This is a genomic window from Marinospirillum celere, from assembly GCF_900112235.1.
GTDB lineage: Bacteria > Pseudomonadota > Gammaproteobacteria > Pseudomonadales > Halomonadaceae > Marinospirillum > Marinospirillum celere.
Genome location: NZ_FOLH01000002.1, coordinates 152,610 through 178,220 on the forward strand (window position 1 = coordinate 152,610; position 25,611 = coordinate 178,220).

The 25,611-nt window shown below is 49.8% G+C and carries 24 protein-coding genes; 22 read left to right on the forward strand and 2 right to left on the reverse strand.

Going from position 1 to position 25,611, the window contains the following annotated elements; all coding sequences use genetic code 11:
- Nucleotides 1–58: 58 nt before the first annotated feature.
- Complete coding sequence (locus BM185_RS05220) at nucleotides 59–1,648, forward strand: methyl-accepting chemotaxis protein (protein WP_091960357.1); 1,590 nt, start codon at nucleotides 59–61, stop codon at nucleotides 1,646–1,648.
- Here the strand turns inward: BM185_RS05220 and greB are convergent.
- Nucleotides 1,639–2,166: a transcription elongation factor GreB gene (greB, locus tag BM185_RS05225; RefSeq protein ID WP_091961315.1), complete on the reverse strand. Its 528-nt coding sequence runs from the start codon at nucleotides 2,164–2,166 to the stop codon at nucleotides 1,639–1,641. The genes BM185_RS05220 and greB overlap by 10 nt on opposite strands.
- A 60-nt stretch (nucleotides 2,167–2,226) precedes the next feature.
- On the opposite strand from greB, the gene BM185_RS05230 reads away from it, so the two are divergent.
- The 21 genes from BM185_RS05230 (at nucleotide 2,227) to BM185_RS05330 (ending at nucleotide 23,424) form a co-directional block, all read left to right on the forward strand.
- Nucleotides 2,227–2,844, forward strand: a complete 618-nt coding sequence (locus BM185_RS05230) for an NUDIX domain-containing protein (RefSeq protein ID WP_091960358.1) — start codon at nucleotides 2,227–2,229, stop codon at nucleotides 2,842–2,844.
- Nucleotides 2,841–3,284, forward strand: coding sequence for a DUF1249 domain-containing protein (locus tag BM185_RS05235; RefSeq protein ID WP_177203479.1), 444 nt, complete (start codon nucleotides 2,841–2,843; stop codon nucleotides 3,282–3,284). Before BM185_RS05230 ends, BM185_RS05235 begins: the two co-directional genes overlap by 4 nt.
- The gene (locus tag BM185_RS05240) at nucleotides 3,277–4,008 is read left to right on the forward strand and encodes a metallophosphoesterase (RefSeq protein WP_177203480.1); all 732 of its coding nucleotides are present in this window, start codon (nucleotides 3,277–3,279) and stop codon (nucleotides 4,006–4,008) included. The genes BM185_RS05235 and BM185_RS05240 overlap by 8 nt, the downstream gene beginning before the upstream one ends.
- A 128-nt stretch (nucleotides 4,009–4,136) precedes the next feature.
- Entirely contained in the window at nucleotides 4,137–4,601 is a 465-nt protein-coding gene (locus BM185_RS05245; RefSeq protein WP_091960363.1) for an ATP-dependent zinc protease family protein, read from the forward strand.
- A 19-nt stretch (nucleotides 4,602–4,620) separates the two neighbouring features.
- Nucleotides 4,621–5,526 (forward strand): 30S ribosomal protein S6--L-glutamate ligase, encoded by a 906-nt coding sequence (gene rimK, locus BM185_RS05250; protein WP_091960366.1) that lies wholly within the window; start codon nucleotides 4,621–4,623, stop codon nucleotides 5,524–5,526.
- 15 nt (nucleotides 5,527–5,541) lie between these two features.
- Nucleotides 5,542–6,444, forward strand: coding sequence for a response regulator (locus tag BM185_RS05255; protein WP_091960368.1), 903 nt, complete (start codon nucleotides 5,542–5,544; stop codon nucleotides 6,442–6,444).
- A 156-nt stretch (nucleotides 6,445–6,600) separates the two neighbouring features.
- Nucleotides 6,601–6,855: a hypothetical protein gene (locus BM185_RS05260; protein WP_091960371.1), complete on the forward strand. Its 255-nt coding sequence runs from the start codon at nucleotides 6,601–6,603 to the stop codon at nucleotides 6,853–6,855.
- Between the two features lie 34 nt (nucleotides 6,856–6,889).
- The gene (locus tag BM185_RS05265; protein ID WP_091960374.1) at nucleotides 6,890–8,533 is read left to right on the forward strand and encodes a methyl-accepting chemotaxis protein; all 1,644 of its coding nucleotides are present in this window, start codon (nucleotides 6,890–6,892) and stop codon (nucleotides 8,531–8,533) included.
- A gap of 14 nt (nucleotides 8,534–8,547) precedes the next feature.
- On the forward strand, nucleotides 8,548–10,131 hold the full coding sequence (locus tag BM185_RS05270; protein ID WP_091960376.1) for a chemotaxis protein CheW: 1,584 nt from the start codon (nucleotides 8,548–8,550) through the stop codon (nucleotides 10,129–10,131).
- Nucleotides 10,128–11,183, forward strand: coding sequence for a chemotaxis-specific protein-glutamate methyltransferase CheB (cheB, locus tag BM185_RS05275; protein WP_091960379.1), 1,056 nt, complete (start codon nucleotides 10,128–10,130; stop codon nucleotides 11,181–11,183). Before BM185_RS05270 ends, cheB begins: the two co-directional genes overlap by 4 nt.
- 16 nt (nucleotides 11,184–11,199) lie before the next feature.
- Nucleotides 11,200–11,883: a HEAT repeat domain-containing protein gene (locus BM185_RS05280; RefSeq protein ID WP_091960381.1), complete on the forward strand. Its 684-nt coding sequence runs from the start codon at nucleotides 11,200–11,202 to the stop codon at nucleotides 11,881–11,883.
- On the forward strand, nucleotides 11,870–12,697 hold the full coding sequence (locus tag BM185_RS05285) for a CheR family methyltransferase (protein WP_091960383.1): 828 nt from the start codon (nucleotides 11,870–11,872) through the stop codon (nucleotides 12,695–12,697). The genes BM185_RS05280 and BM185_RS05285 overlap by 14 nt, the downstream gene beginning before the upstream one ends.
- Before the next feature lie 22 nt (nucleotides 12,698–12,719).
- On the forward strand, nucleotides 12,720–13,109 hold the full coding sequence (locus BM185_RS05290) for a response regulator (protein ID WP_091960385.1): 390 nt from the start codon (nucleotides 12,720–12,722) through the stop codon (nucleotides 13,107–13,109).
- On the forward strand, nucleotides 13,102–15,903 hold the full coding sequence (locus tag BM185_RS05295) for a chemotaxis protein CheA (protein ID WP_091960388.1): 2,802 nt from the start codon (nucleotides 13,102–13,104) through the stop codon (nucleotides 15,901–15,903). The genes BM185_RS05290 and BM185_RS05295 overlap by 8 nt, the downstream gene beginning before the upstream one ends.
- Before the next feature lie 14 nt (nucleotides 15,904–15,917).
- Nucleotides 15,918–16,178 carry a hypothetical protein gene (locus BM185_RS05300; protein WP_091960390.1) on the forward strand — a complete coding sequence of 87 codons (261 nt, stop codon included), beginning with the start codon at nucleotides 15,918–15,920 and terminating at the stop codon, nucleotides 16,176–16,178.
- Nucleotides 16,179–16,181: 3 nt separating this feature from the next.
- A complete protein-coding gene (locus BM185_RS05305) occupies nucleotides 16,182–16,943 on the forward strand; it encodes a ParA family protein (protein WP_091960392.1) in 762 nt (253 codons plus the stop codon).
- 32 nt (nucleotides 16,944–16,975) lie between these two features.
- The gene (locus BM185_RS05310) at nucleotides 16,976–17,344 is read left to right on the forward strand and encodes a response regulator (protein WP_091960394.1); all 369 of its coding nucleotides are present in this window, start codon (nucleotides 16,976–16,978) and stop codon (nucleotides 17,342–17,344) included.
- A gap of 35 nt (nucleotides 17,345–17,379) precedes the next feature.
- The gene (locus BM185_RS05315) at nucleotides 17,380–18,681 is read left to right on the forward strand and encodes a methyl-accepting chemotaxis protein (protein WP_091960397.1); all 1,302 of its coding nucleotides are present in this window, start codon (nucleotides 17,380–17,382) and stop codon (nucleotides 18,679–18,681) included.
- Between the two features lies 1 nt (nucleotide 18,682).
- Complete coding sequence (locus tag BM185_RS05320) at nucleotides 18,683–19,972, forward strand: sensor histidine kinase (RefSeq protein ID WP_091960400.1); 1,290 nt, start codon at nucleotides 18,683–18,685, stop codon at nucleotides 19,970–19,972.
- Nucleotides 19,969–20,661 (forward strand): response regulator transcription factor, encoded by a 693-nt coding sequence (locus tag BM185_RS05325; protein ID WP_091960403.1) that lies wholly within the window; start codon nucleotides 19,969–19,971, stop codon nucleotides 20,659–20,661. Before BM185_RS05320 ends, BM185_RS05325 begins: the two co-directional genes overlap by 4 nt.
- 3 nt (nucleotides 20,662–20,664) lie before the next feature.
- Nucleotides 20,665–23,424 (forward strand): sensor histidine kinase, encoded by a 2,760-nt coding sequence (locus tag BM185_RS05330; RefSeq protein ID WP_091960406.1) that lies wholly within the window; start codon nucleotides 20,665–20,667, stop codon nucleotides 23,422–23,424.
- Here the strand turns inward: BM185_RS05330 and BM185_RS05335 are convergent.
- Entirely contained in the window at nucleotides 23,421–25,565 is a 2,145-nt protein-coding gene (locus BM185_RS05335) for a putative bifunctional diguanylate cyclase/phosphodiesterase (RefSeq protein WP_091960409.1), read from the reverse strand. The genes BM185_RS05330 and BM185_RS05335 overlap by 4 nt on opposite strands.
- Between the last annotated feature and the right edge of the window lie 46 nt (nucleotides 25,566–25,611).

Here is a 25,611-nt window from a genome sequence, read left to right on the forward strand (position 1 = left end):
CTTGGTCTAATATTGCTGCACTCCAAGGAAGGCGAGTTTTAATCTGGGGAGCGACCTAATGAGAATCAATGAACCGGTTACCGGCGCGGAAGTGCGGGTTTCTGATGATGAGCAGTTGATCACCATCACTGATTTACGGGGCATCATCACTTTTGCCAACGATGCTTTTGTCAAAATTTCAGGCTATGAGCGTAAAGAGTTGGTCGGTCAAAACCATAACCTGATTCGTCATCCAGACATGCCACCTGAAGCCTTCAAAGACTTGTGGGACACCCTGGGTAAGGGGCGTTCCTGGAAAGGGCTGGTTAAGAACCGCTGTAAGAATGGCGATCACTACTGGGTGGATGCCTATGTCACCCCCATTCGTCGTGACGGCAAGATCGTTGAGTACCAGTCAGTACGTATCGCTGCGACTCAAAAAAGCATTTCCCGTGCAGAAAAACTCTATCGGCAGTGGCGGCAAGGCAAAACTCCAGCTCTTATAAAACGGCCAGGTTTGTCGCTGCACATGAAGGTCTTGCTGACAGGCAGTCTTCCAGCCCTAATAGCTGCGGCTATCCTGGCCGGTTTGGGCCAGGGCTGGGTCAGTGGTGCGCTTTTAGTTGCTGGCCTGGTCACTACTGGGCTCCTGGCCAATCAATTGAAAGGCCTTAAACGCCTTAAAACAGCCGCCGAGCGCATCAATGCCAGCCCAGTGATGCAATTTCTTTATACCGGCCGCCAAGATGAACTGGGTGCAATGGATTTTGCACTGCGCACCCGCTCTTCTGAGTTGCGGGCGGTAGTGTCTCGCTTGCACAATAATTCCAGCTATTTAAGACGTAGCAAATCCCGTTCTGATGAAAAATTGCATGAAGCCTTCCATTATTTGGAAGAGCAGGGAGGGCGGGTGACTGAAATACGCTCAGCCATGCAAGAACAAATGCAAAGCCTGGAAAGCGTGATGGCAAGTACCGAAAGAACAGCAGCTGCTGCCAGCCAATCACAATCGGCAACACGCGAGGGCCAAGAACGCATTGCTGAGGTTGCTGAAGCCATTGCAAGCCAATCTGAAGAGTTGGAAGTGGCCAAGAAGCAGGTTGCCAGTCTGGCTGCAAGCAGTGAACAAATAGGTACTGTCATAGATGTGATTACCAATGTTGCTGAGCAAACCAATTTGCTGGCGCTTAATGCGGCCATAGAAGCCGCCAGAGCCGGTGAGGCTGGACGCGGCTTTGCAGTCGTTGCTGATGAAGTCCGAGGTTTGGCACAACGTACTCATGAATCCACCCAGCAGGTGCGTACCATTATCAATCAGCTTCAAGAGGACACCCAGGGGTCTGTTGCAGCTATTGAGAAGGGTGTTCAAGCCTCTCAAAAAACAGTTAATCTGGCTGAAGATATGCGCACTTCTTTGGAAGAGGTTTTGAGTGCTGTGGCCCAGATCAATCAGCTGGCTGTTGAAGTGTCAGATATGACTCACCAGCAGTCAGCCTTGAGCGAACAAACCAGGCGTCAAGTTGGTGAGCTGGCTGAATTGGCTGAGAAATCAGTGACCGCTGGGGAAGCTGCCCGACATGAATCCGACAAACTGGATAACCAGGTTGCTAATCTGCATCTGTTGGCCAGCAATTTTATTGACAGCCTGAATAATCAGCGTCAGCAGTAACGAATTTTTGTAATCTGGAAAAACGCCTTGCCGTCAGGGGTGGGTAGTTCTATCTCATCATCCAAGTGCTTGCCGAGTAGCAGCAGGGCTCTGGGGGCATCAATGCTCATCAGACCCTGGCTGGCATCGGCCTCATCCGGACCGACCAGTCGCCAGATTTCTTCCTGGCCTTCTTCATCCTCTAGAGTAACCCAGGCACCAAAGTAAACACGGCTTTGATCGGCCGGTAATTGGTCCACAACTTTAAGTTCATCCAAGCGCTTATCCAAATAGGCAATTCTTGATAAAGTGCGATTCAGTTCGCGTTTATTGTAGGTATAATCCGCGTTTTCACTTCGATCACCATTGGCGGCTGCCTCTTGTACCTTGGCTGCCAGTTCTGGATGCCGAACCCGCCATAAAAAATCCCTGGTTGAGCGCAATTTTTGATAGCCTTGCAAAGTAATCAGATTGGTTTTTGACTCGGCTCGGGGATCCTTGGCAGGATCACGCCAGCGTTGGGTGTAGCGACCTTGCATACTTGGCTCCGGCAGGTTGGAAAAATCAATAGCCGTATAATTTACCATCAGGAGTTGTGAATGACAGTAGATTCCTGGCAACCAGAGGATTATCAGCTGGTTGAAAACAAGCCTGTCTACCAGGGCTTTTTCAGTATGCACAAGTTGCGTTTGAAGCATCAGCGTTTTGCTGGTGACTGGACGCCAGTGATGAGTCGTGAACTCCTCTATCGAGGACAGGCAGTTGGTGTTTTGGCTTATGATCCGCGACTTGACCAAGTGGTCATGGTAGAACAATTCAGGGTGGGTGCCTTGCAAAATCCCCAGGGTCCCTGGTTGATCGAACTGATTGCCGGTTTGGTTGAAACCGGTGAGCGTCCAGAAGAAGTTGCCAAGCGAGAGGCTTTTGAAGAGGCCGGTTTGGAGATCCAGGCGCTGGAACAACTCTTTACCTACTTTTCCAGCCCTGGCGGAACTGACGAAGAGGTTATTCTTTTTTTGGGTATAGTGGATGCCAGTAATGCCGGGGGTGTACATGGTTTGGAAGATGAAAATGAAGATATTCTGGTTAGAGTGATGACACGTGAAGAGGCTTTTGCGGAAGCCTGCCGTGGACGGGCGGCCAATTCCATGAGTCTGATCGGCCTGCAATGGTTACAGGCCAACTTTCAACGCCTGCAACAGGAGTATCCCCGATGAGGCGATATGTGGCTGAGCTTCAGCGTCTGCAAAGAGATGCTGCGGCCAACTATTTGCTGTTGCAGCGCCTTTGGCCTGGGCAAACTCAGGAGCAGGTGGTGCTGGGTTTACGCTCAGCAGGACGTGACCTGGGTTCGATGAGTCTTCGGCAGTTGGAAAAAAGCCGCTGGACAGAGCTTCTTGAGCTGCGTCTGGATATTGGTAACAGCCACCCACATCTCTACCCGGCCGTGATGCAAATACGCAGCTATCATGATGTGCGTTTGACGGAAGTGATTGCTTTTCAGCAGCGCCAAGCCAGAGAAGGGCGTTATGCCTATCCCAATGACGCCATGTTCCACCCCGATGAGAAGGTCCAGGTTAATGACTTCTTGCGGGAATTGCTGCGCTTTGCGCTCGACAAGGGCTATAGTTTGGCAGTGGAGATCGACAATGGCTGAAAAGCTGCGTGTTATTCAACTGACTGATCTACATTTATTGGCCGAGCCTGGTGCCCTTTTCAAAGGCGTGGATACTCGCAAGCGTTTTCTGCAGGCTCTGGAAAAAGTCCAGGAGCTAAAGGCTGATCTGCTTCTGCTAACCGGTGACCTGGCCCAGGATGAAGCTGCAGCCACCTATGCTTGGCTAGCCACAGAGTTAAATAAGAGTGCCTTGCCCTGGTTCTGGTTGCCTGGCAATCATGATGACCCTGAATTGATGGCACCCTGGGCAGCCCCTGTTTTTGAATTTCAGCAGCAGGGTTGGCAGTTTTTGGGCTTGAATACCCGTCAACCGGGTTCGGCTTCAGGACGCTTGGGCACTCAGGAGTTGGAGCGTTTGCAAGTGGCCCTTGAGCAACAACAACCTTTATTGATAGCCATGCATCATCACCCTCTGGCTGTGCGTAGTGCCTGGATGGATGCTTTGGCCCTGGAGCAAAATGAAGATTTTTGGCAAAGGGTCGAAAAAGCCACCTGCCCACCTGTGATTATCTGCGGTCATGTTCACCAGGAACAAAGCTGGGAACACCGGGGTGCGCAGGTTTTTTCCACGCCAGCCACGGCGGTGCAGTTTGCGCCCCAAAAAGATGAGTTTCAGTTGGATCTACAGACTCCCGCTGGCTTACGCTGGTTGGACTTACAAGCCAATGGCGATTGGAATACTGAAGTGGTTCATTTTCCATAAACAGGCTTTACCCACAAATCGGGTGGACAGGCATGTGGATAACTTCAGTAAAAGTGGATCAACCTAAAGTCCTTCGGGCGGCTGGCCGCTCTGGCCAATAAATAACCAATCACTTGAGATGCTGTTGGATGAGTCATCATAAAAAAAAATCCCGGACGTTCTGGCTGGAAGGCTGTCACCTTATTGGTGCTCGGGAAAAAATCTGGTTTCCAGAGCACCAATTGGAAGTTCGTGCCAAGGTGGATACCGGAGCCAAAACCTCCAGTTTGCATGCGCAAGAGATCACCCCGCTGATGCGTAAAGATCAGCTTTGGGTGAGTTTTGTTACCTGTAACCAACTGGAAGACAAAGACGAGCCGATGACTCTGGTTTTGCCAGTCTATGACCGTCGCCCAGTACGCAGTTCCAACGGCGATGAAAGTACCCGCTATGTAGTGCGCCTGTGGATGCAACTGGGGCCAGTTCGCCAGAAAATTCAGCTCACTCTGGCCGATCGTTCGCGGATGAAATACCCTATGCTGCTTGGCCGTACAGCGATGGAAGAACATTTTGTAGTTGCTCCTGGTGCCAGCTATCTGCTCAGCCAGTCCTGAACTTTTTGGTAGGATCTCTATGCATTTTGCCCTCTTGTCTCGTAGTGCCTCTCTTTATTCCACACGCCGTCTGCTGGAAGCAGCTGAAGAGCGTGGGCATACAGCCAGGGTTATCGATACCCTGCGGTGCTATATGAATATTGCCTCCCATAAGCCCACTATTCACTACAAGGGTGAAGACCTGGAGCACTTTGATGCCGTGATTCCTCGCATCGGTGCTTCCATCACCTTTTATGGGGCAGCTGTTGTCCGTCAGTTTGAAATGATGGGTGTCTATACACTCAATGAGTCCGTAGCCATTACCCGCTCAAGAGACAAGCTGCGCTCCCTACAGCTGCTGTCACGCAAAGGGATAGGCCTGCCTGTCACTGGTTTTGCCCACTCACCTGATGATATTCCTGATTTGATCCGCATGGTCGGTGGTGCTCCTCTGGTAATTAAGCTATTGGAAGGCACTCAGGGCATAGGAGTGGTTTTGGCAGAAACAGAAAAGGCTGCGGAAAGTGTGATCCAGGCTTTTATGGGTTTGAAAGCCAACATCATGGTTCAGGAGTACATCAAGGAAGCCGGAGGGGCTGATATTCGCTGCTTTGTTATTGGTGACAAGGTGGTTGCGGCGATGAAGCGCCAGGCCGCCCCCGGGGAGTTTCGTTCCAACCTGCATCGTGGTGGTCAGGCCGAGCTGATCAAAATCACCCCTGAAGAACGCTCGACAGCAATCCGTGCGGCCAAAGCCATGGGTTTGCGGGTTTGCGGTGTTGATCTACTGCGCTCCAATCATGGCGCTGTGGTGATGGAAGTCAATTCCTCTCCGGGTTTGGAAGGTATCGAAAGGGCGACAGGAAAAGATGTTGCCGGCCTGATTATTGACTATATTGCTAAAAACGCTGCACCTAACAAAAACAGAACCCAAGGGCGGGGTTAATTATCAGGAGATCGAATGAGTTTATTTCAGCAGTCCTCTGAAGCAGAGCATCCAGATGGATTGAAAGCCCTATCGGTACTCTATGTTGAAGACAATGAGGACGTTAGAGCCCAACTGCTACAGTTTTTGGAAAGACGTTTTGGCCAAGTGCTTCTGGCTAAAGATGGTGCTGAAGGCTTGCATCTGTATACCCGCCAAAACCCCCGGCCTGACCTGGTGATCAGTGATATCCGCATGCCCAAAATGGATGGTCTGGCGATGGCTGAACATCTGCGTGAAATGAATCCTGACCAGCCCATCATCATGACCACAGCTCATGAGGAAACAGAATATCTTCTTAGAGCCATTGATCTGGGCGTTGACAAGTTTATTCTCAAGCCAGTGAATACCCGCCAGTTGAACCAAACCCTGCTGCGCCTTGCCAATCAATTGCATGCCCGTAAGGAACTGGATAAAGCTCGTAAAGCCTTGCAAGAGAGTGAAGAGCGTTATCGCACCCTGTTTTGGACCGCCATGGATGCCTTTTGTATTTTTGATTGGGACAGCCTGGAAATCCAAGAAATCAACCGCCAACACCAAGTGCTTTTTGGTTATTCCTATCGTGAGTTACAAGGTTGCAGTCTGGTAGAGCTTTTTGCCGATCAGCAATTTGCCAAAGTAAGAGATTTGATTGACCAAACAGAGCGTCAGCGGGAAGTCTTCTTGGTCAATGTTCAGAATTCAAGTGAGGAAATTTTTCCGGCGGAAATGCTGGTTGCCCGCTTTAAAAGCGGCCACCGGGATTTGGGTTTGATGACCAGTCGGGATGCCAGCGACCGCTTGGCAAGCATGAAAGAACAGGAAGCTTTGGTGGAAGTCTTGGAAATGACGATTGAAGCTCTGGGAGAACTGACTCGCCCATCGGAAAGTGAAAGCTAACAAAAACTCCTGTATCAGTAACGATAAAATACCTGTACACAGGTTGTACATTTTTTTATTTCTGCTACCTTAGGTTTAAACACCCTAGGTCAGCAGGCTGGTTTTTGTTACCTTAGAATAAAATTGTATTTAAATAGCAGGATTAAACTTAAGTTTTTGGCTGATGGAGAGATCAACCTATGGCGCTTGTACCGTAACACTAAGGGTTCAGCGGACCAATCAACGACAGCTGCTACTCCAGCTTCCGCACCTGCCACCAACCCCCGTCAAAATGATGAAGCCATGAAAGCCCGTCGACGAGCCAGAACCCTGGCCCGTAAACAACAATTGGCTGAGCGTATTGCCAGTGCCGTAACCGAATTGCACTCTGGAGCTGCAAGCAGCCACCACGCAGATAGCTTCAGGTGCTGAACAGGCTTCCGGCGCTGCTCAAGAAACCCAGCAGGTGGTTCGCCAAGTCAATGACGCCATAGAAACGCAAACAGAATCCACCCAGGAGGCCAGCAAGCGTCTCCAGAGGATGCATAAGCGTGTCGGTGAAGTTGGCGATAAGGTTGAAGCCATGATTGACTCCATCCGCCAATCCATTGATCGCCAAGGACGGGCAGTAGACGCCGCCGAATTACTGGCTAAGCGTTCCGATGAAATCGGCGATATCGTTGAAGCTGTCATTCATATTGCTGATCAAACCAACCTGCTGGCCTTGAATGCGGCGATAGAAGCAGCCAGTGCTGGTCAGCATGGCCGGGGCTTTGCAGTGGTTGCCGATGAAGTTCGTGCTTTGGCAGAAACCTCGCAGGAATCAGCCAGTAAAATTCAAGAGGTCGTGGAAGGTATACAAACCAAGGTTAAACAACTGGTTGAAGAAACCAACCGCTCAGCTGAATCCAGCCGTGAAGACATGAAAATTGCTGATAAGGTGGTCGATCAATTGGGGGAAGTCAGAACCTCCATGGACTCGATGGTTAACCAGGGCGAAGAGATTGCCCGGGCTGTTTCTGAAGCGGTTAAGGGTGTTCGTCTGCTCAGCCAGGAAGGGGAAACCATTGCTGCAGCAGCTGAAGAGCAGGCTTCAGCCTGTAACCAGGCCATACGCATGGTCGAGCAGCAAAATCAGGCCCTGGTACAAGCCAAGGATTCCACCCAGGCTTTGGCTGAACTGACCGAAGATCTGCGCGTGAATAGTGAGGCGGATAAAAGCGGTGAAGAAGTGGCTGCGGCTACTGAAGATCTGGCCGCTGCAATTGAAGAAGTTAATCGAGCAGCCAATGAAGTGGCCACGGCCATCGAACAAATCAACCGGGGTGCCAAGCAGCAAAGTCAGGCTTCCGGTAAAGCCGCTTCGGCCGTCAGGCAGTTATCTGCAGCGGCCAGCCAGTCGGCTGAGCTGGTGCGTGGCATTCAGGAAACAGGCCACAAGGCCATGGAACTGGTAAAAACTAACCGTGAGCAGGTGGAATCCCTGTCACAGAGTGTCCAGGAAAGTGTTAAAGAAGTTCGTCGTGCCCGCGAGCAAATTCGTGAGTTGGACTTACTCCTGCGCCAAATTAACAAGGTCATGAACACTATCGACAAGGTTAATATCCAGACCAGTATGCTGGCAGTCAACGGGGGTATAGAGGCTGCTCGTGCGGGTGAGCATGGCAAGGGCTTTGTCGTGGTTGCCACTGACATACGCAACCTATCCTATGATGCCAATGAAAATGCTGAGCGTATTCTGGAAGTGATTGAATCGGCACAGGATGATATTGCCAATGTCCGTCACATCATGGATGACATTAGCGATGCTGCGGTTATGGATGCCGAGAAAAACGCCAGTACAGCCAAGGAGTTGGAAGGTGTTGAAGACGCCATGAGTCAAGTTCTGGCAGGTAATGATGAAATTGCTGCCGCCTCTGAACAAATCAGTGTTTCTGTCGATGAAGCCACCAAGGGTATCGAACAGATTGCCGGTGCAGCTGAAGAGGCGGATCAGGCGACCAGTGAAGCCGCTGCCGCTTCTCGCCAGCAGGCAACCAGTACCGAGCAGTTGGCAAAAGCAACCGAAGAAATCGCGTCTTTGGCTGATGAGCTGCAGACACTCGAATAAGCTGAGGAGGGGTTATGACGACCAGTCTTCAGCAGGAAGAGGTCCAGGTAGCCGGACACGCTGACCAACAGCTGCAATGCCTTTGCTTTGTGCTCGGCAAAGAGCAGTTCGCCCTGCCGATGAGTGCCGTTAAAGAGCTGATTCGTGTGCCCGAATTGATTCGTGTGCCCTTGGCCGGTGCCCATCTGCTGGGGGTTACCAATCTACGTGGCCAGGTGCTGCCTCTGGTCAATCTGGCCAGTTTGCTAGGCCGCGAAACCAGTCCCAAAACAGCTGCAGCCCGAATATTGGTTCTTAAGGGTGAACAGCCCCTGGGGCTCTGGGTTGATGAAGTCGAAGCGGTTGAAAACTTTCCTCAATCGCGTCTGGATACCAGCGATTCACTACAGCGTGAAGATAGTCGCCGCTACTTGGCTGGCCTTTTACGCCCTGATCCCCAGCAGCCGCAGCAGGGTATACGCCGGCTACTTGACGCCCAGGCACTCCAAGAAGCCAGTGGCCTCCACCCGGACTATCAAAAGCAAACGGCCTCCTCAGGCAAAGTGGGTGATCAAGCCCAGCTTGCCAGTCAGGAAAAGACGGACAAACAGCAGCTGATCATAGGTTTTGAACTGGGCAACCAGGATTTTGCCCTGCCCATTCAGCAGGTTAAGGAGGTCGTTCGTCTGCCTGATGAATTGGAACCTGTAACCGGCTTGCCTGGTTATCTGGTTGGTGTTTTGCCCTTGCGTCAGCTTTTGATTCCGCTGGTTAGTCTGCATCGGCTGTATCAATTACCCGAAGACCAGGTGCCTGCATCCCAACAGCGTGTTTTGGTGGTTCCTCTGGGAGATCGCAGTGGCAAGCATTTTGTGGGTTTGATTGTGGATGCGATTACCCAGGTTGCCAGCCTTCCCGAAAAGGCCTTTCAGCCTGTTCCTGAACTGCTAGCCGGCCTGCCGGGTTTTCAGGATGTTAATGCGATGGCTCGCCTGGCTGACAATCAACGCCTGTTAGCCCTGCTGGATACCCGCAAGCTCTTGGCTGACCAACAGTTTCAACAGGCCGCTGAAGCGGTCGAGCAGGAGACAGCAAATATGAATCAAACAACCACAGAAGAAGAAAGGCAACTGGTGGTCTTTTCCCTGGAAGATGAAGAATATGGTGTTGCCATCGAAGCCGCTAAGGAAATTCTGCGTGTCCCTGAACAACTAACTCGAGTGCCCAAGGCACCCTCTTTTATTGAAGGTATTATCAATCTGCGTGGCAGTGTTTTACCAGTCATGGACCTGCGCCGTCGTTTTGATTTGCCTTTAAAAGAAAGAGACTATCGTCAGAGAATCATTGTCTTGAACCTGGATGGTCAGAGAACGGGCTTTATTGTGGATAGTGTTAAAGAAGTTCTGAAGATTCGTACCAAACAAATTGAAGCAGCCCCTCCCTTGTCGCCTGAACAGATGCAACTAATTAGCCAAATGGCCAATATTACCGACCAGCAGCGCATTATCCTGCTGTTGGATGTGGCCCGTTTGATTAGCGACCAGGAAGCCAGGCAATTGGCCGAAGGCCTGAGTTCAGTCGAGGACAGCCCAACGGAAGAAGGAAGCCTCCAAGTATGATTTCCGTACTGGTAGTCGATGACTCGGCCATGATGCGCCGTTATTTAACGCGTATTTTTGAAGAGGCGGGTGATTTTCAGGTACGCACCGCACGTAACGGCGAAGTTGCTTTGGAGTTGCTGGCTGAGGAAACACCCGATGTGGTGACTCTGGACATCAATATGCCCGCTATGGATGGTTTGACTTGCCTAAGCCATATCATGACTCAAAAGCCCTGTCCGGTGGTTATGGTTTCCTCGCTGACTGAAAAGGGTGCTCTCTCAACTTTGGAAGCCCTGGAACTGGGTGCAGTGGATTATATTGCCAAGCCGGGGGGAACGGTTTCGCACAATATGCAGACCATTGCTGAAGAGCTGCTGGCAAAAGTTCGTGCTGCAGCCAGCTCTCGTCCAAGAACCCGTCAGTGCCCAGTCGCTGCACAATTTGAAGAGCAGCCACCTGTCATCCAAGAAGCTTCAACAGAGGAAGCAGAAGGCCTGGTACTGGTTGGTGTTTCCACGGGTGGCCCCAGTGCTTTGGAAAGCTTGTTGAGTGGCTTGTCCAGCCAGCAGTCCTGGCCCCTGGTTATTGCCCAGCATATGCCGGCAACCTTTACTGGAGTCCTCGCCAAACGCCTGGATGGCCTCTGTGCGCTGCCCGTTAGGGAGGTCAATAAACCCACACCACTGCTGGCCGGGCATGTCTATATGGCTCAGGGTGACAAGGATATAGAAATAAGACGTCGTGCTGGACGCCTGATGGCTGTGCCCTGCCCACAAGACGCCAAACGTCCCTGGCATCCCAGTGCTGAACGTATGGTGGAGTCGGCAATGGAAGTTCTGGATGCCAAGCAACTGGTCGGTCTGTTATTGACCGGAATGGGTGATGATGGGGCTCAGGCAATGTATCAGTTGAACCAAGCAGGAGGACGCACTCTGGCTGAAAGTGAAGACTCTTGCGTGGTTTATGGTATGCCGCGTGCTTTGGTTGAGCTGGGTGGTGCGGATGAGGTTCTACCTGTTGAAGACATGCCTGCCCAGCTTAAGCGCTGGCTTCCAGCAACGACTCACTAGGACAGGAGTAAGGTGCATGTTAATTCGTAACCCTAAAGCTGAAGCGCAGCAAAAAACAGCAGCGACAACCGAAGAGTTGGTTCAGCAACTCGCTGAGCAGCTGCAAGAAGGTAGTGCTGAAGACTGCATCCACCTCTTGTCTTCTAACCCGAGTCTGCCCGCTGATCTGCGCAAAAGCATGCTGAAGCGAATGGTTGCCGAAAGCGATGTTCGTTTACAGCAGGTGTTTATGAATCACCTTTTGCCGGGGCTGACAGCAAAAGAGTTACATCTGTTGCTCGACCAACTGAATAACGATGATGCCGGCCTGCGCAGTCAAATTATTGATGGGCTGAGCCAGGTGAGTGAGGATCAACAGCGGGAATTACTCTTTCCTGAGTTGAAAAAACGCTTGGAAGAAGGGGACAGGGATACCCGCATTTTAACCCTTAACCTGATTACCTGGCTGGAAAACCCTAAATTCTTACCAGTGGTACTCAAGCTGCTCAGCCAGGAAGAAGATATCAATGTTTGTATGACAGCTCTGGATGCTCTGCCATCGCTGAAGGCCGATCCTGAGCTACCTTTGCTTGATGAAATTGCAGAAAAATTCAGTGATGAGCCCTACGCCAGCTTTGCCCTTGCCAATATTCGCAAGGAACTGGCTGCTCAGAAAAATCAGGATGCATCCGGCAAGGAGTTCCTGAGTGGAAATAACTAAAGAGGATTTTCTGAGGTTTCGTGATTACTTTTATCGCAAAACCGGCATCTATTTTGAAGAAAGTAAACGCTACTTCGTTGATAAACGGCTCGAAGAACGGGCCAAAATCAAGGGGTGCGCAGACTTTCGTAGTTATTTCAACCTGTTGAGATTTGATCGCACCGACGAGTTACAGGCGGTCATTAATCTGATGACAGTGAACGAAACCTACTTTTTTAGAGAGTCCTATCAGTTGGACTGCCTAGTCAACAGCATGATGAATGAAGTGGCCTGGCAAAAACGTCCGGGTCAGCGCATACGTATTTGGTCTTTGCCTTGCTCCACAGGAGAAGAGCCTTACTCCATCGCCTTGAGTTTATTGGAACGTTGGAAAGGCCTGGCGGACTGGGACGTAGAAATTCTGGCTTCGGATATCGATACTCAGGTTTTAAACCGGTCACGCGAGGGTATTTATGACAAGCGATCCTTGCAACATGTCCCGGAACAGTGGCTTAAAAAATATTTTCGCCCGGTAGCTGGCGGTTCTTCTTCACGCTATCAACTGATTGAAGATATACGCGAAAGTGTTGGCTTTTCAAGAGTCAACCTTTATTCAGCTTCAGAAGTGGCTGCTTTGGGCAAGATGGATGTTGTTTTTTGTCGCAACCTATTGATTTATTTTGATGATTTATCCAGGCGTCAAGCTGCAGAAAGACTTTTTGATGCCCTCAATCCAGGCGGCTTTATTTGTCTGGGGCATTCTGAATCCATGAGCCGCATTTCGCCCCTTTTCAAGGTACGCAAGTTTCCTGATGCCCTGGTGTATCAGAAGTAGCCAGAGCCAAGAGGAGTCAAGTATGAAAATTTTGGTCGTTGATGATGCTCAGACCGTAAGAGGCTACCACCGACAACTGCTGGAGCAAGCAGGTTTTGAAGTCGATGAAGCAGCCAATGGCCTGGAAGCCGTTGAAAAGGTGTTTCAAAAACCTAAAGACTATCTAGCTCTACTGGTTGATATCAACATGCCTCAGATGGATGGCTATACCCTGGTTCGTGAAGTGAGAAGCAACCCTGAAACCCAGGCCATGATTATGATTATGATTTCTACCGAATCGGAAATACACGACCGGGAAATGGCCTACAAAGCGGGTGCCAATGGCTATCTTGTTAAGCCGGTCAAAGGTGATTTGTTGGCTCGTCAGCTCAAGCTGGTGACTGGGCGTACTGAGGAGGCTAACCATGGATGATTTGCTCAAGTTTTTTGTTGAAGAAGCCAATGAGCTGGTACAAAAAGCCGGGCAGGCGCTTTTGGTTCTGGAAAAAAATCCTGAAGATCCTGATGCCTTGACAGAAGTTTTTCGCCAGGTACATACCCTGAAAGGCTCGGGTGGAGTACTGGAGCTGCATGCTTTGGTTAAGGTGGTACATGTTGCCGAAGAACTGCTGGAAATAGCCAAAGAAGGTGAAACCCGGCTGGATGCTGGCAGTATTGATATTCTGCTGGAAGCCATGGACCAGATCAGTGCCTGGGTGGATGCTTTGGATACTCAGGGTACTTTGCCAGGAGATGCTGACCAAAAGGCTGATCAACTAGCGGGTGAACTGAGCCAAGTGCTTGCAGCTCACAAGGGCAGCCCAGTGGAGGCAACAGCGACCAGCCAGGAAACAACGGAAGCAACCCAGCCTGAAGAAGAACCTGCAGCAGCCACGGGTGAGGGCATCAACTGGGGTGTGTTTGAAGATCCTGTTGAAGATAGAGTTGCCCCCCAGTGGCTGGTTAATCTGGATGAAGCAGCCAGGCTGGAAGCTTTTCGTTTGGCTCAGGCCGGCGAAACCCTTTGGGTGTTGACCTATACACCGGATGAAGGTTGTTTTTATCAGGGCGATGATCCACTGCTTAATTTACGTCAGGCTCCCGGTCTGCTCGGTTTGGCGTTAACCCAATGGCCTGCAACGACAGAACCTGAATCAGCGGATGTTTATCAATGCGAACTTCAGTTGGGCGCTTTGATTCAAACCAGTGAAGCAGAAGTCGCCGAGCATTTTCAGTATATTCCTGAGCAAATTGATTATCAGCCGCTGGTCAAGGAAGAGCTTATTCAGCCACAGGGTGAGCCCTTGGGCATGGAATTAGACTCAGCCATGCTGGAGGATATGCGCCACTTCTGGGAAAACCGCCAGCAGGATCAGCTGCTTGAGCGCCTGGATATTCAACTGGAACTACTCAACCCGACAAGTCGGGAAGCCAGCTTGCTGCGTTGGCTTAAAGAAATTGTTCAACTGACGCCAGATGATGCCCTGATTTTTGAAACCCTGGTTGAGGCTTTGGAAAATCCCGATGACCTCCTGGTCGACAATCAAATTGACTGGTCTTCACGCTTGGCTGTCTTTACACCACAACCCCTTGAAGCTTCAACTCAGCCTGCTTTTCAAGAGCACTCAATTCCAGAGCAAGAAGCTGAATCTGAGTCTGAAACTGCTTCAGAAGTAGCCAACCAACCTCCGTCTATTGAGTCTGCACCTGTTCTTCAGCTCACTGAAGGCAGTTTGGAAACCCAACTGATCGAAGAGCAGCTACGCTTGCTGGCTAGCTGCCAGGAAGCCCAGCTACAGGCTGGCGCCCTGGCTTCGGTCAGGCACTTGTTGGCTAATCTGGCTCAAGCCTGCCAAGCCAGTCTGCCTCCTGCGGTTGTAGAAGCCAAAGACACCCAGGCAATGCAGCAGGCGCTGAAAGCCTGGGTTATTCAGGATGAAGCTCCAGCTGCGCAGCCTCAAGAAAGGGTGACTGATCAGCCCAAAACAACAGTCCCAACTCCTGCCAAATCAGCTACTGCGCCTGCATCGTCAGCACGTGACAGTAAAGCAGCAGCCCCCATGATACGTTCCTATAAGGTTGATCATGAGCAGGTCGAGCAACTGGGTGATCTGGTTGGTGAGCTGGTGGTTGCCAAGAATACCCTGCCTTTTTTGGCGCAGCGGGCAGAACAGATTTATGGTCAGCGCCGCATTGCCCGGGAAATTCGTGAACAGTTCAATGTTATTAACCGGATTACCCGCGCCCTGCAAGATGCCATGATGCAGGTACAAATGCTGCCTGTTTCTCATGTCTTCCAGCGTTTTCCTCGGTTGGTTAGGGACTTGTCCCGCAAACTGGGCAAACCTCTGGAGCTGGAGGTCAAGGGTGAGGATACTGAAGCGGAAAAGCATGTTATTGAAAACCTGTCAGATCCCTTGATTCACCTGATGCGCAATAGTATTGATCATGGCATCGAAATGCCTGAAGAGCGTGCTGCTGCGGGTAAGCCGGAAACCGGTAAGATTTGGTTGTCAGCCTGGCAGGAAAATGAATGGGTGGTGATTGAAGTGGCCGATGATGGTAAGGGGATCGACCCCGAAGCCATGCGCCTCAAAGCCTACGAGAAAGGCCTGGTTGATGAGCGCCGAATCAAAGAAATGACGGATCAGGAAGCTCAGGAATTAATTTTTGCGGCTGGGTTTTCAACCAAAGATGAGGCCACCGATCTTTCTGGTCGTGGTATAGGCATGGACGTGGTTCGAACCACGATTGAAAAGGCCGGAGGGCGTCTGGAACTGGATAGCCGCCTGGGTGAAGGAACTCGAACCCGAATGAAACTGCCTCTGTCCATGTCGATTAGTCAGGTGATGCAGATCTGGATTGATGGCCAGCGCTATGGTGTGCCCATGGATCAGGTCGCTGAAACGGTTCGCCTGCCCAAGGATCGCTTGCACCAGTTCAAAGACCGGGAAACGGTGATGCTCCGTGAACAGGTGTTGCCTGTCTGTCGTTCACGCCAACTGCTGGCATTGGAAGAACCTGAAGACCAGCAGCAGGTTGCTCTGTTGATTGTGCGTCTGCGCGGTGAGCTGGTGGCTTTGATGGTGGATGATTTTAGTGAAGGTGTGGAAGTAATTCTCAAGCCTATGGAAGGCGCTTTGGAAAGCCTGGGTGTCTATCAGGGGACAGCGCTCCTCGGTGATGGCAGTGTTCTTTTGGTTCTGGATCTTCCCAACCTGCTTTAGGAGGCTGATTGACTATGAGTTATACACTTGAAAGTAACTGCCTGAAGCTGGAAGCCATCTGCGGCGTTGAAGAGGCAGAGGAAATACACGAGAAGCTCTTGGAAGACCCCGAGCTCCACCTGGATCTCAGTGCTTGTGAGCATTTGCATGCGGCCGTATTTCAAGCCTTGTTACGCCAGCCAAGACCGATTAAACGGGCAGCAACAGATTCTTTTATTAAACGTTGGCTACAACCGCAACTGGAAAAAGCCCTCGCTGAAGCGAATAGGGATTGATGGATGCTTGAGCAACTTGCCTATCCGGTACTGGCCATCAGCAATCGCAAGGGTGGCACCGGTAAAACGACAACGGCAGTTAACCTGGCTGTTGAATTTGCAGCGCGTCAGTTTCGCGTGCTTCTGGTGGATACTGATTCCCAGGGTCACTGTGCCTTAGGGTTGGGTATACGCTGGCGTTCAGGAATGCCGAGTGTCCATGATCTTTTTAAGGATCAGCCCCCGGAATGGTCAGAATGCGTTTTGAAAACTCAGGTGCCAGGCCTGGATCTGATTCCAGCCAATACCCGTTTTGAAGGTCTCTGGGGCAGTGAAGACACAGGCATTCTGAAACGATCTCTAGAGGAAGCGCGTAGCTACTATGATTTGATTCTGCTGGATACGCCGCCTTCAGTAGATCTGGTACTCATTAACGCCCTGACTGCGGCCAGTGGCGTACTGATTCCAGCGGTTCCGCATCATCTGGGGGCTGAAGGTGTCCGTCAATTGACACAGTTGTTTTATCGGGTCGCCAGCCGGGATAATCCAGGACTCAAACTTTTAGGTATCGTCCCTGTGATGGCTGACCCCCAGGTGCCCGGACACCAGGCTGTGGTACGTGAACTCCAGCAGGCCTTTGGGCCGGGCCGCATGCTCAGAGGCATTCGACGAGATCAGCGTTTGGCTGAAGCTTTTGCAGCCGGGCAGGCAATTAGAGACTATGCTCCTCGTTCACGGGGTGCGATGGATTATTTTCTGCTAACTGAGCAGCTTTTAAAAATTTAAGTGGTTTAATCTACCTTGTAAAGGAAAAGGCGATGAAAACAGTACTGCTGGTTGATGATTCACCAACAATTCTGATGAGTGTTAAGGGCGTGTTGCAGCGTAATGGCTTAAACGTGGAAACCGCGAAAACAGGTGAAGAAGCCCTGGATAAGATCAAGGGTGGGGTCAAACCCGATTTGATGATTACCGATTTGAATATGCCGGGAATCAATGGCATCGAATTGATTCAAAAAGCCCGTCAAGGCGGTTTAAAATTCACCCCCATGCTGGTCTTGACCACTGAGTCTCAAGAATCCAAACGTCAGGAGGCTCGGGCAGCGGGAGCAACAGGTTGGCTGGTCAAACCCGTGCAAGGTGATCAGTTGATGCAAGTGATCAAGAAGGTTTTACCCGGTGCCTGAAGTTTGTTTTTACCCTATTGCTCAAGGATCTAACCATGGCCAGTGAAGAACGCCCTCTACCCAAGCGCGCTCGGCTCTTACAGAGCCGTCTACTCAGGCGTATTGGCTTTTTATTGGTGATGACCTGGTTGCTGGTCTTTCTGACTCAGGACTATGTAGATCAGTTAACGGTTTACTTGGGACTTAAAACCTCCTTTGTTCAGGCGACACTCAATACCCTGCTGGTCTTGTCTGTTTTGGCACTTCAGGCGGTATGGTCTTATTTTCGTGAAGGTGATTTGACGGCTGGGGCCAGCAATATGGTGCGCTACTTCAGTGACCAGTTGAAGGACTACCTGAAAGCCCTCAGGCATGCCGAAAAGGCTTTTGATGAGCGTCAACCCTTGTATGGGGTGCTTTCCGGACACTTACAACGTGTAAATGGACACACCGAGGGAGCGGTTACCGAACTGATGACTCATCTGGATTCAATGGATCAGGAGGTCAGTAACTTTGTTAATTTGGTTGGTCAGCGCAGTGAAGAAACAGAAAGCCTTGCCGAAGACTCTAAACAAAAGGCAGCAGCCAATCAAAAGGCTCTCGAAGACGTCAGCTCCTTGATACGCCAGCAAAATCGCCAGATGGAAAATAACCGCGAGAAAGTATTGGCGGTATTGGAGCGCTCCAAATCTTTGGAAGACAGCATCGAATTGATCAAAAATGTCTCTTCCCAAACCAATCTTTTGGCACTGAATGCCAGTATCGAAGCAGCACGGGCCGGTGAGCATGGTCGTGGTTTTGCCGTGGTTGCCGATGAAGTCAGAGACCTGTCCAAGCAATCTGAGAAAGCAGCCGAAAAAATCAGTGGTGAAATCCTGCAGATGGTCGAAACCATCCAGGAGCAGTTTCGTGAAGAATTGGATGAAGGTCTTCAGGATGAAGAGCAACAGATGCTGGATAAAATTGCCGGGCAGTTGGAGCACCTGGGCTCAGGCTATTTACAGCTGATCGATCAGCACGGTCAGTTGGTTGGAGAGATGTTCAATGTTAGTGAGCGCTTTAAAGATCTGGTGATTAAAGCCCTGTCTGCAATCCAATTTCAGGATGTCTCACGGCAACAAATCGAACAGGTCATTCATGGTCTGGAATGCCTGTTGAAAAGTGATATGGCAATGCTTGATCTCCTGGAAAATCCTGCTCAGCTGCCTAAAAAAGAATTGCATATTGATTTGGATGAGTATGAAAAAGGCTATGTGATGCAGGACCAGCGGCAGACTCATAAGGCCGCTGTTGGCAAAGAAGCTGAAGAAGCTAAGCAGAACCAAAAAGCGCCAACTCCTGATATAGAGCTTTTCTAATATGAGCCAGTTGCTGAAACAACCACTGCCCCTGAGGGTTTGGCTGGAGACGGAGAGAGATCAGCTTAATCAGCGGGTGGCTGATGCTCAGCAAAAAGGGCAAGAGCTGGCTGTGCGTTTGGAAATCACCAGTTCTGACCGAAGCAAGCCAGCTGGCCCTCATGATTTACTTAAGCATTTTATTGCTGCTGAAATCCGGATGCGCCAGCTTTTATTAAGCCATCCAGCACCCTTGATGATCACTGATGATGAAGGGCGCATGCTCTTGACCAATGTGGCGGCTAAAAAACTGCTGGCGGCCATGGGTTATAACTTCAATAAAACCCAGCCGGTCTATCCGCTGCTGGAAGAAGCTTTTCCCGATTTTAAGCCGGATCAAGAGGTGTATTTGCAAGTTGATGAGGACTACTCGCCAACGGGTGAAGTTGTCCTTCTCGCCAAGGAAACTTCGATCAAATGGCAGGAAACCCCAGCAAGAATTCTGTTGTTTCACGATATTAGCGTAGAAAGCCAAGCCAGACACAAGCTGGAAAATGCAATCAGCAGCCTGGAAGAAATTAATCGAATGAAATCGGAGTTCATGTCCATGGCCACCCATGAATTCCGCACCCCTTTGGCAAGTATCTATTCCAGCTTGCAGCTAATGGATCAATACTGCCAAAAGCTGGCTCAAGAAACAGAAAGCAAGTGGTTGGATAAACTATTAAGGCATGTCAAACGCTCGGAAGAAGCTATTCAGCACCTGGATGGACTGGTTCAAGAAATGTTGGTGCTTGAGAAAAGTCAGGCAGGGCGAACACGCTTTGACCCCTACCCGGTTAGTGTTGGCAAACTGGTTGAAGAGGTTGTTGATAGTTTGACACCCCTGGCAGAAAAACTGGAACTGCCGATCAGCTATTCTTGTCAGTTGGAGGATCCTAGCAAAACCTACCCAGTAGATGCTCAGCTGATTCAACACATACTGACTAATTTGCTTTCCAATGCGTTGAAGTTTAGTACACCGGGGCAAGAGATCAGCATCCAGGTCAAAGAAGTGGATACCTGGCTGTGTCTGCAGATAGAAGATCAGGGTCGGGGAATTCCAGCGGAAGACCTGGATAGCCTGGGTGAACCCTTCTTTAGGGCGGGTAATGTTGACAATGTACAGGGCACAGGGCTGGGCCTTTCCATCGTTAAGCGCTTTGTTGATTTGCATCAGGGGCGTTTGGAGATAACCAGTCAACTGGGTCAAGGCAGCTGCTTCCGTGTTTGGCTACCCATCAATCTGCAATCCAAGGAAAATGAAATATGACGAAAACCTTAATGTTGGTAGAAGATGAAGCCAGTTTACTGGACAACCTGGAAGAAATGTTGGAACTGGAAGGCTTTGACATTATCAAGGCGATGAACGGCGGTGAAGCCCTGGCTCAATTAAAAACGCATCAACCGGACTTGATCGTCTGCGATATTATGATGCCAATGATGGATGGTTTTGAATTTCTGGAGAAGGTGCGTGCCCAGCCGGAAACCGCCAGCTTGCCGTTTATTTTTCTAACTGCAAAAACCTCTGAAGAAGACCAGCGCCTAGGTCGTGAACTAGGGGCCGATGACTATCTGACCAAACCCTTTACCCGTGAAGGCCTGTTAAAAGCCATAGGCCTGCGCTTGGGTAAACAACACTCACTAAGTCACCTGGAGCGAGAACGCAGTCATCAATCGGGTTCGCGCCGAAGTCAGGCGGTTTTGATGCGTATTGCTGCCGTTGAAGGGGATGTAAAGACCCTGGAAGACCTGATTCAGGAGGGGGGTAATATTGACTTGCTCGATGAACAGGGCAACTCAGCACTGATGTTTGCTGTGATGATGCGCAATGAAGAAGCGGCTCGAATTCTACTCAATGCTGGCGCTGATCCCAAATTGAAGCATCCAAAAACCAGCTTGAGTGTTCAGGAAATGGCCAGAACCATGGGACTCAACCGTTTGGCTAGAGAAATGGGCTAAGAGATGGCTAACAAGCGTGCCGGTAAGCTGGGGATTTTCTTACTTCTAGCCTTGCTGGCTTGCCTGGGCAACTATTTTGCTGTCCCGCTTTTATTTGGGGTCAGTTTGTTGTTGGGTAGTATCTTTATCTACCTGTTGTTGTTTTATTATGGACTGCCCTTAACGCTTGTCGCTGCTATCCCTGCTTACTTGCTGACCTGGCTACTCTGGGGGCATCCCTGGGGAACCATCACTCACCTGCTTGAATTGATCCTGGTTGCAGGGCTCTTGTCACATTACCGGTTTCGGGAACTACCCTTGCTGGTTGCCATCTATTGGCTACTTTTGGGTATTCCCGGTGGATTACTGATTTACCACCAGGTTTTGGGATTACCCTGGCTGGATGCCTGGATGATTATTGGTAAACAGGCCCTGAATTCTCTGGCGAATGCTACCCTGGCGCTAACTCTTATTTACTTGCTGCCTGATCGTTTAGGTCTGCGCAAAAGACCTGAAATGTCGATCACTGATTTGTTTTTTTATCTGCCCACGCTAATGCTGGTTTTAGGCAGCCTGGTGATTGTCATGATTACTGGTCACTTTCAAATGGAAAGGGCCCAAGCTGAAATACAGCAGCAGTTGAGAGGTGCACAAAGCTTTGTGGTCCGGCAGTTGGATCAAAAGCTGGGCAGCTTACATGATCAGTTATCCCGGATTAATCAGCTCTGCCAGAGTACTCTGGATGATGAAACCAGAACACGTCAATGCTATGACCGGCAAGTAATAGGCACCCCCTTCCAGGAACTGCTGTTAAGGCCCATGTCGGGCTCCGATTGGAATAACCTGACCAGCTTTTCACGCTTGGATGAATTTAGCCAATCCCTTAATGCTGACTTGGAATCCAGTCTTAGAGAGCTTCAGGAGACTGGACGCAACCGAACCCAACGTTTAACCGATACCGGTGAACTGCTATTAGTGCGCCGGGTATTTAATGACTATTTGCACCAAAATTGGCTGGTAGCCAGAGTTGATCTCAGTGAACTCAACCTGGATTTGCTTGCTGCTATGGTTTATCCAGAGCTGCGCTATATCTGGCAATTGGGTGAACAGGAACTACTGGCTAACCAAGCTGCTATCGACCCGGTTTTACCACTTGCAAAGCATCTGGATGCTTCAAAAGATGGACAATTTTTGCATTGGTTGCCTGATGAAGGAGCGACTGCTGTTGGTCGTTGGGGTAATTCCATTTACTACCTGCAAAATCGGCTTGAAAATCTGGGTATTGCTTTGCCTGGCTCAATTCGTATAGAGCTGCGCCCCCGCCAAATGCAAGAAAATCTGTTTAGCATGTATGCGCTTCTCTTTGGTTTATCTTTTTTATTAATTCTGGTCGGCTTACTGATTACCCGCTTGGTTTCTGTATGGATTGCCCGCCCGGTTAAAGATTTGATTAAGGTGGCAGAAAATATTCCTTCTCAACTACCTCTGCCAATAGAATCTTGGCGCTGGTCACAAAAATACCCGGTATTGGAATTCAATCAGTTAGGTGTCCAACTGGAAACCATGGGACGCTTGCTCAAAGAGCAGTTTGGCGAACTTCAGGAAAAAGAACAGCGCCTGGAGGAGGTCATTGCAAACCGTACTCGGGAACTGGTTGATGCGCATCAGCACTTACAAAGTGTGATGGATTCCATGGAAGCCGTGCTTTGGTCTGCAGACCTGCAACTTAATGAAGGCAAAGCCCTGTTCAAGTTGAACTTTATTAGTCCCAGTGTCCTTTATTTAACAGGCTATTCAGCCCGTGCCTGGCTGGGTGATGCTCAGGGCTTAATTCGGCGTGGCCTTGATAAGAAACAGGTTGCGGGAGTATTGCAAGAATTGGGTCATATGGCGCAACGAGGTAGGGGCCGTCTTGTCATGCGCTTTTGGAATCCGAAAGAAGAAGAATGGCGCGTTATGACCCTAAGATACTGGCTGGTATATTCGGCTGAAGGACGACCTTTGCGTGTTGATGGTTTGATCACTGATATGACTGAAACCTATGAAGCGGAAGAGAAAGTTAAAGAACAGGAAGAGCTGCTTTTGCATCAGTCACGCCGAGCCGCAATGGGAGAAATGGTTTCCAATATTGCCCATCAGTGGCGGCAGCCCCTAAATAGCCTGCGTCTGACTTTGGGGAATCTTCAGGATGCGCGAGAGTTTGGTCAATTGACTGAAGACTTGTTTGATGACAGCCTGCAACAGGCCGATAAGCTGATTACCCAGATGAACCAAACAGTTAGGGATTTTGTGACCTTCTTTAGGCCACGCAAGGAGGCCCGAGTGTTTAATTTGGCTGATTTGGTTGACCAGTCTTTGGATGTGATGCAAACCAGCCTTCAGTCGATGGAGTTGCACTTGGATGTGGACAAGGATATTCGCGTAAAAGGTTACCCCAATGAAGTGCTGCAGGTGATTATGGTCATTTTGCAAAACTCCCGTGAAGCGATTAAGGACCAGAAGGGGCTGGCTGGAGAGGTTTGGATCACCCTGAAAAAAGAAAAGAGCCAAGCATTGCTAACCCTGGAAGATAACGCGGGCGGTATTCCCGAGGAGGCCATCAGTAAAGTATTTGACCCTTACTTTACTACCAAGGCAGAAGGAACAGGCATCGGTCTTTATATGGCCAAAATGGTGATAGAAAAACAAATGCAGGGTGAAATTCAGGTGGTCAACTCAGCGAAAGGTGCTTTGTTTACCCTGGCTTTTCCTTTAACCGATGAAAGTGTTGACGAATCCCTTTAAGCCTCTCCGGTCAGGCGTTCAATTAAGTCTGTTGCTGTCATCGGCTTGGCAAAGAGGTAACCTTGATAATGGCTGCACTGCATACGGGTTAGGCACATTAGCTGGTCCTGAGTTTCCACCCCTTCAGCAATCACGTCCAACTTGAGCGCGTGGCCCATCGCAACAATGGTTTCTACCAAGGCAAGAGCTTCTTGGTCACCTGGCAAATCTCTGACAAAGCTTTGATCTATCTTCAGTTGTTGTAGTGGCAGCCGTTTGAGGTACTGAAGTGACGAGTAGCCGGTACCAAAGTCATCCATGGAAAAACGGATACCCAACTCTTGCAGGGCCTTCATCTTGGTAATAGTGGGGTTCATATTGGTTAACAGAGCACTCTCTGTTATTTCCAGTTTCAAACGCTGAGGATTGATACCTGTTTGCTCAACGAGGCCTTGAACCTCTTCAACCCAGTTATCCTGTTGGAATTGGCGCGCACTAACATTAACGGCGAGTTCCAGTTTGGCCGTAGCTGGATGAGTCTCCCAAGCTTTCAGTTGTTTGCAGGCTGTTTCCAAAACCCAGTGACCCACCGATAAAATTAAATCACTTTCCTCGGCTAAAGGAATAAACTGGCCTGGTGAAATAGGACCTTTTTCTGGATGTGTCCATCGTAGTAAAGCTTCAGCGCCCAAGGGCTGGTTGTGTTTGCCGACCTGAAGCTGATAATGAAGTTCCAGCTGATTCCTTTCCAGTGCGAGATGTAGTTCCTTTTCAATCCAAATTCTTTCTTCAAGCTCCGCCTGAATGCTTGGATCATAAAAACAGATCTGATTGCCGCCTGATTCCTTGGCCAAACGCATGGCTGATTCACCTTTACGCAGTAGATGATTCGCATCCTCTTTACAGTCATCAAAAAAGACCAAGCCCAGGCTTAAAGTCAATGAGTAGGTTTCACCGTCAATCACGTAGGGCTGGCTGAGCTGTTCTTGCAACCAAAAGGTATATTCACGAGCCTGTCGAGCTGCTAGTGGCCGCTTCGGGTGCAGGTTGTCCAAGATCAAAGTGAACTGATCGCCACCCAAGCGGCCAGGAGCACTTGGATCCTTGATCAGCTTGTTAAAACGTTCGGCAAAAATTTTTAATAGTTGATCGCCAGTGGCAAAGCCTCGCACGGCATTGATGCTGCTGAATTGATCGATATCGATACAAACCAAAGCGCCTGAACGTTGTGCCGTCTGGCTGATTTTCATGGAGTGTTGTAGGTGTTCGTTTAGTAGTTGCCGGTTGGGTAATTGGGTTAGCTGATCATAATAAGCCAAGCGTTCAGCCAGCTGTTCCGCTGCTTTGCGTTTACTTTCTGAAGTGTGGAAAGACAAGAGTGCAGAGGCAACCCGGCGAAACTCTCCGGTACTGCTTTTGCTCATTTTTTCCATATTCGCCACGGCAGCTTCAGCATCTCGGTTACTGGCCAGAGAAACCAGTGCCTGCGTGATCATTAACAGCCGGTCAGCAAACCAACGAATCAGCATCAGGGAGACAAACAGCAGGCTAAGCAGGGCAACCAAGCCTGCCAGCATTTGTTTTTGGGCGGTACTTAAAAACTCTAGTGAAGCAACTTGTGTACGCTCTTCTGCCTGTTCAGCCAAGAGGGTTTTGATGTGGTTGATGTCCTGAGTAGCCTCATGGAACTCCAAGTAAGCGTGCTGAAGAGTCTGTTCAGCTTTTTCAGGGTTCGTTTGCAAAATCTCCAAAGCTTCTAACGCAAAATTTTGATAATCAGCAAAAGCAGTTCTTAGTCTTAAGCGTGAGGTTTCATTGACGGCAGAAACCAGGGCTGATTCAGCCAGAGATTCCACCTGATTTGCCAACTGATTAAAGCTTGCTTGCTGATCACTGTAAATAAAGCCTAGTTTAAGTTCGCCGACTAAGTCATTACGTGCAGCATTGATACTCACTAATAACTCCTGATGCTGGGCATCCAAGGCTTCAGTAAAACGTATGGCTTCTTTAATAGTACGCAGATCCTGGGTATTCAGAGTTTGGTAATTGGTGAACTGGGTTTTCAGTTGGTTAAGGGAGGAGGCCCCAAAAACCAGGGTAATAAACAGAATCAGCAGTGCAGGTAAAAGGAAAACAAGTAGCAGGTTGCGGCTGGTTGACATGGATTACCCTGTTGTAAGGAGGCGATCACTAAGCCTCCTTGCAGAT